Below are 13,874 nucleotides of genomic sequence, written 5' to 3' on the forward strand. Positions count from 1 at the left end.
CCACCCCCACCGACCGCGTCCCCCACATCCCCCACAGGGAAACAGCCTTTTCCCAGCCACGCCGGGCTCCGGGCCTCGGAGCCCTGGGCCTCGGGGGGCCTGCGCCTACCGGGAGGGGGCAGCGACTCCGACGACACCCAGGCGGCACGAGGGCCATCCACTACCCAGAGCACACTCAACGCTGGCTGCTAACGAGCAACACTGCCCAACCACAGCATGTCGCGCGCGCGGGTCATTGCGACGAAGAGCTGACTTCGCAACAGCTCATCGCGCTCTTGAGCCGTCTCGGACGCGGCTACAGTGCCTGCGTCGCCGAGTGGCGACCGACTCGGCAGAGCCGCGTCGTACTGAGGCAGGAACACGTGCTTGAACTCCAAGCCTTTGGCTCGGCGGTAGGTGCCCAGCTTGACCGCTTCGACGCGACGGCCGTCGTAGTGCTCCAACAGACAGACCGGAATGTCGGCCCGAGTGAGCAAGCGTTGGTAGTGCCCGATGGCCCGCATGGACGGACAAAGCACCGCTGCATCGGCTCTCCCCGCGTCGGACAGAACGCGCAGAGCGTCCAGGAGTTCCTGGTCGTGAGCATCCGTCGTCGGCTTCACGACACGGACCACCCGTCCGTCGTGGTACGTGAGGTCCACATCACGGCGGCCAGGAGTACGCAGGCCGTCGATGTCTTCGAAGGCATCGGCGGCCACGACCGTGAGCGCCTCATCCAGGATCTGCTTGCTGTTGCGGTAGTTGGTGCGCAGCACCTGCCCGCGATCGCCGCGAATGTCGATGCCGGCGTCGGTCAGGCGGAACCCACCTGGATACACGGCCTGTTGACCGTCGCCGACGAGGAGAAGCCCGTTGGCGGCATCACCAACGAGGGCGTGCAGAAGGCGTACCCCGACGAGGGTGAGGTCTTGGACCTCATCCACGATGACGGCCGCGTAGCGTGGTTGGTCCGTGTGACGTGCCGCCTCCGTCAGGGCGAGGGAGAGAACGTCGTTGAAGTCGTGCACGCCACGCTCGATACGCAAGGACTCGTATGCCTCGTACAGCGCCCATACCGCCTGCTTGTGCACCCGGCTCAGCCTTGCTCTGCGTCGCCGTCGAAGCACGGACGCGTATTCCTCGAAGGTGGTGATGCCGCGCCCCTTGATGACGTAGTCGATCTCGTCACGCCAATAGGCCGGCGCAGGGTCGATCTCGGCAAGACGGCTGTCGCGTCCAACATGCTTCCAGGCGAGGCTGAAGGCCGTTACGGCCTTGTCCCCGTGCAGCCTCACGGAGACATCACGTTCCTGCAGAAACTCCTGTGCCCAGGAGTGCAAGCTGCGAAAGTCCACCCGGTCGGCGACCGCCGGAGCCATGGCCCGCAGGAAAGTGCCCTGCACGCGAGGCAGGTTGTTGGCGTATGTGACGTAGAGAATGCGGCCAGAGGTGCGCCGCGCCAGATGGGCCGCACGATGCAATGCCACGACCGTTTTGCCCGTGCCCGCAGGGCCACTGATGCGTGCCGGGCCCGACCAGTTGCGGCGTACCAGCGCGACTTGATCAGGATGGAGGAAGGTCATCCACTGCTCGATCGGAGCCTGCAACGCCTCCTGCATTGCTGCGTCGCGCAGCCCCTCCAGGTCGAAGAGTCCATCAGATTCGTCGCGGTCGGGCTGTTCCCGGGCAGGCGGCGCTTCCTGCGTGACCGCCGACCCCTCGTAGTCCGGGAAAACACGCTCCAGATGGTCGGCAATCGCGCGGACCGACTCAACACGTAGCCGACGGCGCTCCGACAGCAGCGCGGGGCCGACCTCGCGCTCGCCGATGAGTCGGATCCGGTCAAGACCGACGTCAATCCGATGGCCTGGGAACACCATGAGTGGCTGTACCGCCACGGGAGACAACCCAAGTGCTGCGACGGCGTTCTCGGCGACCTTCGTGACCGCAAGGAGCTTGGCCGCGTGCTGATCCCGCGGCTCCCCTCCACCGCGAAGCTTGCCGTCCGAGACCTCGGGAGCCGAGCGCCAGTTCTTGACATCGACGACGAAAACACCGCCGGGCCCCACCAGCAACATGTCCACATTCGCCGCGCGCGTGCCTGGCCACCGGCGATCCACGAGCAGCCGCCACCCTCGCTCCGTGAGCATCAACAACTGGGCGGCGACCCGTCGTTCCCCCTCCCCAGCCGCTTCCCACTGACGGGCTTGTCGACGCGCGGCCTGCCACTGTTCACGTAACAGTCGCTCTTGGCGCCGCGCCTCCTGTGCCCGTCGCGACGCCGACCCACCTGCCGCCATACCCAGCCCCCTCGAACGCGGAGTAACGATCATAGGACGGTCCGCGACCGGGGCGGCAGGGTGCGCCACTGTGAAGGCAGGCGAAGCCTGCCACCACGAATACGCGAGTGACTGAACTGGAAGAGGCCTTCCGCGCGCCGCAGCTCACGGCCCCAGCAGCCCCGAACCTCCAGCGCTCCGCGCTGTGATCGCTGACACCGACTCCGTCCAGAGTTGCCCGCCTCACCGAGGCGAACGTCATTCCAACGTCAAGGCGTCACTCGTAACGCCCACACACACATAATGCACACTCGACGAAACAGCAGGTCAGCGACCCTTCTCAACCCGCTCAAGGATGGCCACGCACTCCACGTGATGCGTCATCGGAAACAGATCGAACGCCCGCAGCGTCCGCACCCGATAGCCGCCGTCCCGGAAGTACCCCAAGTCCCGCGCCAGCGCCGCCGGGTCGCATGCCACGTAGGCGATCCTGCGCGCCCCCAGGCCCGCCAGGTGCCGCACCGTCGCCTTGCCCGCGCCCGCGCGGGGCGGGTCCAGGACGATCAGGTCGACTTCCGTGATGCCCGTGCGCGGGAGGACCGATTCGACCTTGCCCTGTTCGATGCGGACGCGGTCGAACGCGGCGAGGTTGTGGCGGGCGTCCTCGACCGCTCGCTTGCCGGACTCGATGCCGAGGACCGCGCCCTTCTCGCCGACGCGGTCCGCCAGCGCGCCGGCGAACAGGCCGACGCCGCAGTACAGGTCGAGGGCCGTCTCGCCCTTGCGCGGGGTGAGGCCCTGCATGACGGCGAGCATCAGCGTCTCCGCAGCCTTCGGGTGGACCTGCCAGAAGCCGCCGCTGCCCACGCGGTACGTGCGGCCGTCCGCGCGCTCGCGGACGAAGGGGCGGCCGTGGACACGGTGGACGCCGCCGTCCTTCTCACCGATCCGCATCACCGAGACCGGCTTGTCCAGCTCGACGATGGGCAGGCGCGCGCCCGGCTTCGGGGCGAGGATCACCTGGCGGTCCTGCGAGCCGCTCGCCGCGATCGCCTCGATGGAGGCCATGCCGGACCAGTCGCGCTCCTCGATGCCGAGTTCGGAGACACCGGGCGCGGCGATCATGCAGTGCTCGATCGGCTCGACCTCGTGCGAGCGGTGGCGGCGCAGGCCCGCGTTGCCGTCGGCGTCCACCGCGTACTGCACGCGCGTCCGCCAGGCGGGGACCTCGCCGGCGGGCAGCTTGTCGCCCTCCGCCGGCATGACCGTGCCGTCCCAGCCGGCCTCCTCGGGGGTGAGTCCCGCAAGGCGCTTCAGCTGCTCGGCGATGACCTCGCCCTTGAGCCGGCGCTGGGCGCCCGGCTTCGCGTGCTGCCAGTCGCAGCCGCCGCAGCGGCCGGGGCCGGCGTAGGGGCAGGGGGCCTCGACGCGGTCCTTGGAGGGGTCCAGGACCGTCACCGCGTCGGCCCGCAGGAAGCGCGCGCCCTCCTCGCCCTCGGTGACGCGGGCCACGACCTTCTCGCCGGGCAGCGCGTGCCGTACGAAGAGGACCTGGCCCTCGTCCGTACGGGCGATGCAGTGGCCGCCGTGCGCGACGGGGCCGACCTCGACCTCGTACTCCCGGCCGACCAGCGACACGGCTTCCTCGGCGGCGCCCGCCCGCGCGTTCCCCGCCTGCGTCTTCTTCGGTTCTGCCTGCATGGCGGGGTGACTCCACAACGTGAAAGGGGAACGGCCGGACAACAGCCCACCAGTCTACGTGGGTGTCGTCCGGCCGCTCGCCACAGAGCTGGACCGGGAGGGGTCAGCCCTTCTTCGTCGGTTCCTTCGCGCGCCTCGGCTTCTCCACCGGGCCCCGCCGCACCGCACCCGGCGCGTTCCACTCCGACCGCCTGCGGGCCCGCTTCTTCGCGGCCTCGGAGGAGTCCAGCTGGTAGGGGACGGACGTCACCATGACGCCCGGCGTGAAGAGCAGACGGCCCTTGAGACGCAGGGCGCTCTGGTTGTGGAGCAGGTGCTCGTACCAGTGGCCCACCACGTACTCGGGGATGATCACGCTCACCACGTCGCGCGGGCTCTCGCGGCGCAGGTTCTTCACGTACTCGATGATCGGCCGCGTGATCTCGCGGTAGGGCGAGTCGAGGACCTTGAGGGGAACCGTGATGCCGCGGCGCTCCCACTCCTCCTTGAGGGCCTTGGTCTCCGCCGGGTCGACGTTGATGCTGAGCGCCTCCAGCGTGTGGGAGCGCATCAGCTTGGCGTACGCGAGGGCGCGCAGCGTCGGCCGGTGGATCTTGGAGACCAGGACGATCGAGTGGACGCGCGAGGGGCGCATGCTGTCGTCGGAGGGGGTCTCGGGGGCGGCGATCTCCTCGGCGACGCGGTCGTAGTGGCGGCGGATCGCCGTCATCGTCGCGTAGAAGATGCACATGCCGAGCAGCGCGACCCAGGCGCCGTGCGTGAACTTGGTGACCAGGACGACGACCAGGACCAGGCCCGTGAAGAAGGCGCCGAAGGTGTTGATCGCGCGGGAGCGGACCATGTGGCGGCGCTTGTTCTGGTCCTTCTCCGTGGCCAGGTGGCGGTTCCAGTGCCGGACCATGCCGATCTGGCTGAGGGTGAAGGAGACGAAGACGCCGACGATGTAGAGCTGGATCAGCCGGGTGGAGTCCGCGCCGTAGATGAAGACCAGCAGGGCCGCCGCGCCGGCGAGCAGCACGATGCCGTTGGAGAACGCGAGGCGGTCGCCGCGGGTGTGCAGCTGGCGCGGCAGGTAACGGTCCTGGGCGAGGATCGAGCCGAGCAGCGGGAAGCCGTTGTACGCGGTGTTGGCCGCGAGGAAGAGGACCAGGGCGGTGGCGGCCGCGAGGATCATGAAGAGGAAGCTGCCGTGGCCGAAGACCGCCTCGGCGACCTGGGAGATCACCGGGTTCTGGACGTAGTCGCCGCCGACCGGCGCGCCGTTGTGGACGAGGTCCTTCGCCGGGTTCTCGGCCATGCGCACGTTGGTCGCCATGGCGAGGCCGATGATGCCGCAGAACATCGTGACGGCGAGGCCGCCCATGAGCGCGAGCGTCGTCGCCGCGTTCTTGGACTTCGGCTTGCGGAAGGCCGGGACGCCGTTGCTGATCGCCTCGACGCCGGTGAGCGCGGCACAGCCGGAGGAGAACGCGCGCAGCAGCAGGAAGACGAGCGCGAAGCCCGCGAGGCCCTGGTGCTCGGGCTTGATCTCGTAGTCGGCGGTGGGCGCCTTCATGGAGTCGCCGAGGACGATGCCCCGGAAGGCACCCCACGCGATCATGATGAAGACGCCGGCCACGAAGACGTACGTCGGGATGGCGAAGAGCTTGCCGGACTCCTTGACGCCTCTCAGGTTCATCAGCGTCAGCAGGACGATCACACCGACCGCGCAGAGCACCTTGTGCTCGACCACGAACGGGACGGCCGAGCCGAGGTTCTCGATGCCCGAGGAGATCGACACGGCCACGGTCAGGACGTAGTCGACGAGCAGGGCGCTCGCGACGGTGAGTCCGGCCTTGGGGCCGAGGTTGGTGGTGGCGACCTCGTAGTCGCCACCACCGCTCGGGTACGCGTGCACGTTCTGTCGGTACGACGCCACGACGGTGAACATCAGGACGACGACCGCGACGGCGATCCACGGGCTGAAGTGGTACGCCGAAACACCCGCGATGGAGAGGACGAGAAGAACCTCTCCCGGCGCGTACGCCACGGAGGACAGCGGGTCGGATGCGAAGACGGGGAGTGCGATGCGCTTCGGCAGGAGCGTTTCTCCGAGCCGGTCACTGCGCAGTGCGCGCCCGATGAGGATCCGTTTGGGCACGTCGGTCAGTTTGGACACGCAGAGGATCGTAAGCGTTCGAATGGGTGCCCGCCCACCCACCACCCCCAAGTGCTCCGGTTATCCGCCCTGTGCGACCCTGCGCTCCTTCGCGTGCCCGGAATGCGGACGTTCTTCGCCGGTCCCCGCACCGTTTTGCCCCTCACTGCCCCGTGTGCCCCCGGCGCTCCACGCGCCCTCGGCGACCCGCGCGTCCATGGCGCGCCGGATCGCACCCGACGGCCACCAGGTGGCGCGGCCGAGGAGGAGCAGCGCGGCGGGCAGGATCATGACGCGGATCACGAACGCGTCGAGCAGTACGGCCGCCGCGAGGACGAAGCCCATCTGCTTCATCTCCAGGATGTGCAGCATCACGAAGCTCGCGAAGACGGTGACCATGACGATCGCCGCGCTGGTGACGACCCTGGCGGAGGACGCGATGCCGTCGAGGACGGCCTGGCGCGTGGGTACGCCGTTCAGGGCGGCCTCGCGGATCCGGCTGACCACGAAGACCTGGTAGTCCGTCGAGAGCCCGAAGAGGATCACGCAGAGGAAGAGCGGGACGCGCGAGGAGATCCCGCCGAGCGAGACGAACGAGAGCAGTTCCTCGGCCCAGTCCCCCTGGAAGACGAGGACGAGCAGCCCGAGCGCGGACGCGGCGGAGAGCAGGTTGAGGACGACGCCGAGCAGTCCGAGGACGACGGAGCGGAACGCGTACACCGTCATGGCGAACGTCATCAGGAGCAGGAAGCCGAGGACGAGCGGCAGCTTCTCGTTCTGGTGCGCGACGTAGTCGACGCCGCGGGGCACCTCGCCGGTGACGGCCGTCTCCACGCCGGGCAGCTTGCCGACGGTCGCGGGGAGGAAGTCGTCGCGGAGGCGGTCGAGCGAGGCGACGGCCTTCTTGTCGTACGTGGCGTGCGGGGCGTTGAGTTCGAGGGCGGTGGTCCGCCGGTCCTCTGAGGAGCGGAGGATCGGAGGACTGGCCTGGGCTTGTGCGCGGGTCCTCCGGTCCTCAGAGGAGCGGAGGACCGGTTGTCCGACATGTGCCGGTGCCTGTCCGACCTGTGCCGGTGCGACCCGCGCATCGGTCCTCCGGTCCTCAGAGGAGCTGACAACCGGTTGTCCGGCCTGAGCGAACAGCGGATCGCCCGCCGCCCTGCGATGCACTTCCCGCAGCGCCGCCCGTACCTCATCGGCCTGCGAGGCCTTCGCACGCACCACGACCAGATGGCGGACGCGCTGTTCGGGGAAGGCGGCGAGCAGCCGGTCGTACCCCTTCATCGCCGGTATCCCGCGGGAGAAGCTGTCGCGGGCCGGATCTTTGAGCTCGATGTCCAGGGCGGGCACGGCGAGACCGAGCAGGGCGAGGACCGAGAGGCACAAGGTGAGGGCGGGGCGCTTGCGGGCGGGCGTGAGCAGGGCGTTCCAGACCCGCCCGGGCCGGTCCTCACCCCGCGCCATCCGCCTCGCCGCACGGCGCTCCGCATGGCGCTCCGCACGGCGCTCGGCCCGGCGGCCGAGCTTGACCAGCAGCGCCGGCAGCACCGTCACCGAGCTGGCCACGGCGACGGCGACGACCAGGACCGTGCCGGTGGCGAGGGAGTCGAAGATGACGTCGCCCGCGAGGAACAGCGCGGCGGTGGAGACGATCACGGCCAGCCCTGACACCACGATCGCCCGGCCCGCCGTCGCCGCCGCGGCCTCGACGAGCGCCTCGGAGGTGAGGCGCCCGCCCGCGCGGGCCCGCTCCTCGCGCTCGCGCTTGAGAGAGAAGAGCGTGTAGTCGACGCCGACGGCCATGCCGATGAGCAGGATCATGTTCATCCCGACGCCGGTGTCGGGCAGCAGGTGCGAGACCAGCATCGCCAGGCCCATCGTCGCCATGATCGAGGTGACGGCGAGCAGCAGGGGTACGCCGACCATGACCACCGAGCCGAAGACCACGGCGAGCGTGATCAGCGTGATCGGCAGGGTGATCGCCTCGGAGAAGGCGAGGTCCTTGCCACGCTGGTCGTTGACGCCCTTGCTGACGGAGGCGGAGCCGGTCTCCTCGATCACCAGGTCCGGGTGGGCCTCGGCGATCTTCTCGGTCACGGCCTGGAGGGGGACGACGTTCTTCTTGGCCTCCTGGTCGGGCCCGTCGAGCTCGATCGGTACGCGCAGGACGCGGCCGTCGGCGGAGCGCACCGGGGCCGCCACCGAGACGACCTCGGGGAGCGCCTTCATCCGGGCGGTGACGTCCTTGGCGGCGGCGGCCGCGGCCGCCTCGTCCAGCGGCCCGGAACCGGCGCGGATCAGCACCTGTTCCGTGGGCCGCAGCTGCACGCCGCCCTCGGTCGCCAGGGCCTCTGCCCGGCCCGCCTCGCCGACGCGGTAGTCCTCCGACGCGGCGCTGTTCATGCCCGCGGCGATCCCGCCCCCGAGGCACAGCGCCACGAAGAGCAGCCAGCCGATGATCGCCCGCCCCGGATGCAGCGCACTCCACCGGGCCACGCGCACCGTGACCGGTCGTCGTCCCATTCTCGTCCTCCCCCATACGGCCATACGGCCCCCATACGGCCTTACGGCCTCTCCGCCCGGCACATCGCGAGGCTTCACATGTAAGTGAAGAGTTACAGGTGATGTATTGAGGCGTCAACTGTCATTCGATGGGGCGGGAACGCGGATTGACAGTGGAGGCCGTCATGCTGAAGCCTTGACCGACAAGTGTCGGGACCAGCGCAAAGGCAGATCATGGACAGCGAGGAGCTGCTGGCTTTTCTCGCGGCGGTCGGCCACGCACAGCGCATCCGGATCATCACCGAGCTCGCGTCCGGCGAGCTGTACGTCAGTGAGCTGGCCCGACGACTCGGGGTGTCCCGCCCCCTGCTCTACATGCACCTCGAACGCATGGAGAAGGCCGGCATCGTCGCCGGCCGCCTGGAGCTCTCCGATGACGGCAAGGCGCTCAAGTACTTTCAACTGGCGCCGTTCGACGTGCGATTGAACGTGGATACGATCATCGCGGCCGCCCGCCAGGACCAGGCGGACGGCGACGGACAGCACTCATCAAAGGGGACGCCCTAGTGGAAGACGTGATCATCCCAATCGCCTTTTTCGTGGTGCTCGCCTCGGCGGTCGTCGCTGTCGCGTACTTCCAGACGCAGCGCAACCGCGAGCGCGACCGGCAGTACGCGGAGGCCATGCACGGCTACCGCGAGGCCGTCGAGCGCGCGCGGTCGGAGCAGGAGGCGACCCGCCTGCAGCTCGTCGAGCTCGGTCACCGGCTGCAGCACGTCGAGGGGCTGCTGCGCAGCGTCGACTGATCGCGCGCCCGCCTGCCCGGAGGGAGCGGGCAGCAGGCGGCGCACAGCGGGCGGACGCACCGACGCGTGCACGGGGGTGCCCTCCGCGGACCGCGCGTGTGTAGCTTGGGCTCCGGTCTGAGACGCTTTTACCGTTCAGTCTGAGCACAGAGTATTGACACAGCCGGAAGGACGGTCGTGCACATCGTCATCATGGGCTGCGGGAGAGTCGGTTCGGCTCTCGCGCAGACCCTGGAACAACAGGGGCACACGGTCGCGGTGGTCGACCAGGACCCCACGGCCTTCCGCCGCCTCGGCTCCGGGTTCGGGGGCCGCCGCGTCACCGGCATCGGCTTCGACCAGGACACCCTGCGTGAGGCCGGCATCGAGGAGGCGGGCGCCTTCGCCGCCGTCAGCAGCGGCGACAACTCGAACATCATCGCCGCGCGCGTCGCCCGCGAGATGTTCGGCATCGAGAACGTCGCCGCCCGCATCTACGACCCGCGCCGTGCCGAGGTCTACCAGCGCCTGGGCATCCCGACGGTCGCCACGGTCCGCTGGACCGCCGACCAGATGCTGCGCCGGCTGCTCCCGTCGGGGGCCGAGCCGCTGTGGCGCGACCCCACCGGCGGCGTCCAGCTCGCCGAGGTGCACGCCTCGTCCTCGTGGATCGGCCACAAGATCAGCCGCCTCCAGGAGGAGACCGGCGTACGCGTCGCGTTCCTCACCCGGCTGGGCGAGGCGGTCCTGCCGACCTCCCAGACGGTGCTCCAGGAGGGCGACCTGGTGCACGTGATGATGCGCACCAACGAGGTCGAGAAGGTCGAAGCGGCGTTCGCCGAGGGCCCTGAGGAGGGCGGTCACTGATGAGGGTCGCCATTGCCGGAGCCGGCGCGGTGGGCCGTTCCATCGCCGGTGAGCTCCTGGAGAACGGCCACGAGGTCCTTCTCATCGACAAGGCGCCGACGGCCATCTCCGTCGAGCGCGTGCCGCAGGCGGAGTGGCTGCTCGCCGACGCCTGCGAGATCACGTCCCTGGACGAGGCGGCGCTCCAGCGCTGCAACGTGGTCATCGCGGCCACCGGCGACGACAAGGTCAACCTCGTCGTCTCCCTGCTCGCGAAGACCGAGTACGGCGTTCCGCGCGTCGTCGCCCGCGTGAACAACCCCAAGAACGAGTGGCTCTTCAACGAGTCCTGGGGCGTCGACGTCGCGGTCTCCACGCCGCGTCTGATGTCCGCGCTCGTCGAGGAGGCCGTGAGCGTCGGCGACCTGGTCCGCCTGCTGCGCTTCAGCCACGGCGACGCCAACCTCGTCGAGCTGACGCTGCCGCCCGAGTCGGCCCTCGCGGGCACGCAGGTCGGCGACGTCGAGTGGCCCGAGGACACCTCGCTGGTCACGATCATCCGCGGGACGCGCGTGCTCGCGCCGACCCCGGACGACTCCCTGGAGGCGGGCGACGAGCTCCTCTTCGTGGCGGCGCAGGCCCGCGAGGAGCAACTGGAGGACCTGCTGTCGGTGCGTCGTGAGGATGCGGTGGGCTGAGGCCGCCCCGGCGAACGGTACGAGGAGGGGGCCGCCCGGATGTTTCCGGGCGGCCCCCTCCTCGTCGTCGTGACGAGCCCCGGCTCCGGGGCCGGGGCCCGTCAGCCGTGCCCTGCCGAGCCGTGGCTCGGGCCCTGCCGAGCCGTGGCTCGGGCGTCTCCGTGCGTGGGTGTCTGCGGGGCCGTGGGGGCTTGTCGCGCGGTTCCCCGCGCCCCTTACGGGGCGCTCAGTGTCCGCTCCCCCTGCGGGGCGCACGGGGAGCGGGTCAGGCGTCGTGGCCCCGGGTCGCCGCCTTCTTGCGCTCCTCTTCCGCCTTCTCCGCCGCTTCCATCTCCGCGAAGACGTCGATCGGCGGCGGGGCCTTCGCCAGGAAGACCCAGGTCAGGTAGACGGCGAGCAGGAACGGCGGGATCTTCAGGGCGACCAGGACCCAGCCGAACTGCGTGGTGTCCGCCCACCAGTACAGCGGGAAGAGGATCGCGCACTTGGCGAGCAGGATCAGGCCCCAGGCCCAACTGGCCTTGGCGTACGCCGTCTTGCGGCCGGGGTTGCGGGTGCGCCAGGAGAGGTTCTCCTTGAAGACCGGGCCGAGGATCAGGCCGATCAGCGGCACGCCCGCGAGGGTCGTGATGATGTACGCGAGGGCGAGGCCGAGGGTGTAGAGCATGCCCGGCAGGTAGAAGTCCTTGGCGTTGCCGGTCATCATCGCGAAGACCACACCGAAGGCGACACCGAAGACACCGCTGAAGGCGTGCTTGACGGTGTCCTTCATGACCAGGCGGACCACCACGAGCACCAGGGACACCGCGAGGGCCGCGATGGCCGACATGTGCAGGTCCTTGTTGACCGTGAAGATGGTCACGAAGAGCAGGCCGGGAAGGACCGTCTCCACCATGCCCCGCACGCCGCCGAAGGCTTCGAAGAGCGCTGCCTCGGTCACGGCCCTGGAATCGGCGTCCTGATCCGCGTTCCTTTGGTCCGTCGGCTTGTCGAGGGACGTCACCGGCTACTCCCGTCCGAGCGGTCTGAGTTCGTACTTCGGGTTGAAGAGCACCCGGCGGCCCCGGCTCATCGAGATCCGGCCCGATGCGATCAGCTTGCGCCCCGGCTCGATCCCCACGATGGAGCGTCTGCCGAGCCACACCACGTCCAGCGCCGCGGAGCCGTCGAACAGCTCGGCCTCCAGCGCGGGGACCCCGGCGCGCGGTCGCAGGGTGACCGTGCGCAAGGTACCAGTAACGGTGACTATCTGGCGGTCGCGGCAGTCGCCGATACGGACACAGCCCGCCGTCTCGGCGTCCTCACGCAGCTCCTCCGACTCCAGGTCCTCCTGAGAGGAGGACAGCCGGTCGAGCATGCGCCGGAAACGGCCCGCCGGCTTTCCGGAACCAGAAACAGCACTCATACAGGAAGCGTACCGGGGGGCGCCGACACAGCGGAAAGGGGTGCGCTCATCTGTGCTTATGCCCGCTCAGCACCGAATACACCGCCGTGGAGGAACGGAATCCGGTCACTTCTCGAACCGGTATCCCATTCCGGGCTCCGTGATGAAGTGCCGCGGGTGCGCCGGGTCCGCCTCCAGCTTGCGGCGCAGCTGCGCCATGTAGACGCGGAGGTAGTTCGTCTCCGTGCCGTAGGAGGGGCCCCAGACCTCCTGGAGCAGCTGCTTCTGGCTGACCAGGCGGCCGATGTTGCGTACGAGGACCTCCAGGAGGTGCCACTCCGTGGGGGTCAGGCGGACATCGCGGCCGTCGCGGTTGACCTTCTTGGCGGCCAGGTCGACGGAGAAGTCCCCGGTGTCGACCTGCACGTCGTCCTCGCCCGCCCCGGTGGGCTCGGCCCTGCGGACGGCGGCGCGCAGCCGGGCGAGGAGCTCGTCCATGCCGAAGGGCTTGGTCACGTAGTCGTCGGCGCCCGCGTCGAGGGCCTCGACCTTCTCGTCCGAGCTGTGCCGGGCGGAGAGGACGAGGATCGGGACGCGGGTCCAGCCGCGCAGGCCCCTGATGACCTCCACGCCGTCCATGTCGGGCAGACCGAGGTCGAGCACGATCACGTCGGGGTGGCGGGCGGCGGCGAGCTGCAGCGCGGTGGCGCCGTCGGGGGCCGCGTCCACCTCGTACTTGCGCGCCTTCAGGTTGATCACGAGGGCGCGTACGATCTGCGGCTCGTCGTCGACCACGAGCACCCGGGTCATGCTTACCTGCCTTTCCGGCTTCTGGTTCAGGGTCACGGGGTGACCCGGTCGGTGGGCGGTCACGAGGTGACCTGGGCGGAGAGGTCGGCGGGGACCGACGGCCGCCCGGACGCCGCCCGCAGGGTGAGGACCATGGTGAGGCCGCCGCCGGGGGTGTCCTCGGCGGCGAGGGTGCCGCCCATGGCCTCGGCGAAGCCGCGGGCGACGGCGAGGCCGAGGCCCACCCCGGCACCTCGCGGAGCGTCACCGTAACGCTGGAAGGGCGCGAAGATGCGGTCCTTGGCGGTATCGGGCACGCCGGGGCCGCGGTCCACGACGCGCAGTTCGACGCGCTCGCCCAGGGCGCTGGCGGAGACCTTGACGGGCTCGCCCTCGGGGGCGTACTTCACGGCGTTCTCGACGATGTTCGCGACGGCCCGCTCCAGGAGGCCCTTGTCGACGGTGACCATGGGCAGGGTCTCGGGGATGTCGAGTTCCGCGCTGCCGTCGGGTACGCCGCCGAGGGCCATGGGGACCACCTCGTCGAGGTCGATCTCGCGGATCAGCGGATTGACGGTGCCGGTCTGCAGACGCGACATGTCGAGCAGGTTCCCGACGAGGTGCTCCAGACGGTCGGCGCCGTCCTCGATCCCCTCCAGGAGCTCGGCCTCGTCCTCCTCCGACCACTCCACGTCGTCGGAGCGCAGCGAGGACACCGCCGCCTTGATGCCCGCCAGCGGCGTGCGCAGGTCATGGCTGACCGCGGCCAGCAGG

Annotated in this window: 12 protein-coding genes; 4 read left to right on the forward strand and 8 right to left on the reverse strand. The window is 69.7% G+C overall.

Annotated elements, in window-relative coordinates:
- Positions 1-188: 188 nt before the first annotated feature.
- The 4 genes from AOK22_RS26405 to AOK22_RS40100 form a co-directional block, all read right to left on the reverse strand.
- Positions 189-2,312 carry a nuclease-related domain-containing DEAD/DEAH box helicase gene (locus AOK22_RS26405; RefSeq protein ID WP_341845609.1) on the reverse strand — a complete coding sequence of 708 codons (2,124 nt, stop codon included), beginning with the start codon at positions 2,310-2,312 and terminating at the stop codon, positions 189-191.
- 273 nt (positions 2,313-2,585) lie between these two features.
- Positions 2,586-3,959, reverse strand: coding sequence for a class I SAM-dependent RNA methyltransferase (locus AOK22_RS26410; protein WP_055701214.1), 1,374 nt, complete (start codon positions 3,957-3,959; stop codon positions 2,586-2,588).
- A gap of 103 nt (positions 3,960-4,062) precedes the next feature.
- On the reverse strand, positions 4,063-6,117 hold the full coding sequence (locus AOK22_RS26415) for an APC family permease (protein WP_055701215.1): 2,055 nt from the start codon (positions 6,115-6,117) through the stop codon (positions 4,063-4,065).
- A 60-nt stretch (positions 6,118-6,177) separates the two neighbouring features.
- Positions 6,178-8,619 (reverse strand): MMPL family transporter, encoded by a 2,442-nt coding sequence (locus AOK22_RS40100; RefSeq protein WP_079036823.1) that lies wholly within the window; start codon positions 8,617-8,619, stop codon positions 6,178-6,180.
- Positions 8,620-8,832: 213 nt separating this feature from the next.
- On the opposite strand from AOK22_RS40100, the gene AOK22_RS26425 reads away from it, so the two are divergent.
- The 4 genes from AOK22_RS26425 (at position 8,833) to AOK22_RS26440 (ending at position 10,927) form a co-directional block, all read left to right on the forward strand.
- The gene (locus AOK22_RS26425) at positions 8,833-9,165 is read left to right on the forward strand and encodes an ArsR/SmtB family transcription factor (protein WP_055701223.1); all 333 of its coding nucleotides are present in this window, start codon (positions 8,833-8,835) and stop codon (positions 9,163-9,165) included.
- Positions 9,166-9,173: 8 nt separating this feature from the next.
- The gene (locus tag AOK22_RS26430; RefSeq protein WP_141753767.1) at positions 9,174-9,404 is read left to right on the forward strand and encodes a hypothetical protein; all 231 of its coding nucleotides are present in this window, start codon (positions 9,174-9,176) and stop codon (positions 9,402-9,404) included.
- Positions 9,405-9,581: 177 nt separating this feature from the next.
- Complete coding sequence (locus AOK22_RS26435) at positions 9,582-10,250, forward strand: potassium channel family protein (protein ID WP_055701217.1); 669 nt, start codon at positions 9,582-9,584, stop codon at positions 10,248-10,250.
- Positions 10,250-10,927: a potassium channel family protein gene (locus AOK22_RS26440; RefSeq protein ID WP_055701218.1), complete on the forward strand. Its 678-nt coding sequence runs from the start codon at positions 10,250-10,252 to the stop codon at positions 10,925-10,927. The genes AOK22_RS26435 and AOK22_RS26440 overlap by 1 nt, the downstream gene beginning before the upstream one ends.
- A 265-nt stretch (positions 10,928-11,192) precedes the next feature.
- Here the strand turns inward: AOK22_RS26440 and AOK22_RS26445 are convergent, their stop codons facing one another.
- The 4 genes from AOK22_RS26445 to AOK22_RS26460 all read right to left on the reverse strand — a co-directional run.
- Positions 11,193-11,930, reverse strand: coding sequence for a DUF3159 domain-containing protein (locus AOK22_RS26445; RefSeq protein WP_055701219.1), 738 nt, complete (start codon positions 11,928-11,930; stop codon positions 11,193-11,195).
- A 3-nt stretch (positions 11,931-11,933) separates the two neighbouring features.
- Positions 11,934-12,332: an OB-fold nucleic acid binding domain-containing protein gene (locus AOK22_RS26450; protein WP_079036824.1), complete on the reverse strand. Its 399-nt coding sequence runs from the start codon at positions 12,330-12,332 to the stop codon at positions 11,934-11,936.
- Between the two features lie 105 nt (positions 12,333-12,437).
- Positions 12,438-13,121 (reverse strand): response regulator, encoded by a 684-nt coding sequence (locus AOK22_RS26455; protein WP_055701221.1) that lies wholly within the window; start codon positions 13,119-13,121, stop codon positions 12,438-12,440.
- Positions 13,122-13,180: 59 nt separating this feature from the next.
- A partial coding sequence (locus tag AOK22_RS26460; protein ID WP_244165012.1) for a sensor histidine kinase occupies positions 13,181-13,874 on the reverse strand: 694 nt, incomplete at its 5' end.

This window comes from Streptomyces silaceus (assembly GCF_001419745.1).
GTDB lineage: Bacteria > Actinomycetota > Actinomycetes > Streptomycetales > Streptomycetaceae > Streptomyces > Streptomyces silaceus.